At 79.7% G+C, this 600-nt stretch carries 1 protein-coding gene; it reads left to right on the top strand.

Going from position 1 to position 600, the window contains the following annotated elements; all coding sequences use genetic code 11:
• The coding region (locus tag KUM32_RS38570; RefSeq protein ID WP_302185246.1) for an acyl-CoA dehydrogenase family protein at nt 1–600 on the top strand (600 nt) is incomplete at both ends.

The raw sequence follows: 600 nt of genomic DNA, 5'->3' as shown, positions 1-600 counted from the left end.
TCGCCGACGCGCTCGCCGCCGACGTGCTGCTGGTCCCGGCGCGTGGCCCGGCGGGCGCGGGGCTCTACGCGGTGGACGCCGGCGCCGCCGGCTCGTCGGGGCTGCGCCTGGAGCCGACCACCGCGCTGGACCCGACGCGCCCGCTCGCCCGGGTCGGCCTGGACGGCACGCCGGCCCGCCGCGTCGCCGGGCCCGCCACAGCCGACGCGGCGATCGGCCGGGCGCTGCGGGCCGGGGCCGGGCTGCTGGCCTCCGAGCAAATCGGGCTCGCCGAGTGGTGCCTGGCCGAGACCGTGCGCCACACCGGGGAACGGCACCAGTTCGGCCGCCCGGTCGGCTCCTTCCAGGCGCTCAAGCACCGGATGGCCCGGATCTGGCTCGACCTGGTCTCGGCCCGCGCGGCGGCCCGCGCCGCCGCGGACGCCCTGGCCACCGGCGCCCCGGACGCGCCGGTCGCCGTGGCCGTCGCCCAGGCCCACGCCGCACGCGTCGCGGTGCACGCCGCGCAGGAGTGCGTCCAACTGCACGGCGGCATCGGCATGACCTGGGAGCACCCCGCGCACCTGTACCTCAAGCGCGCCAAGAGCGACGAGATCGCCC

Source organism: Streptomyces sp. AC627_RSS907 (assembly GCF_019049165.1).
Note: the sequence above shows the minus strand (reverse complement) of the source record. Positions and strands in the feature narration are given on the sequence as shown.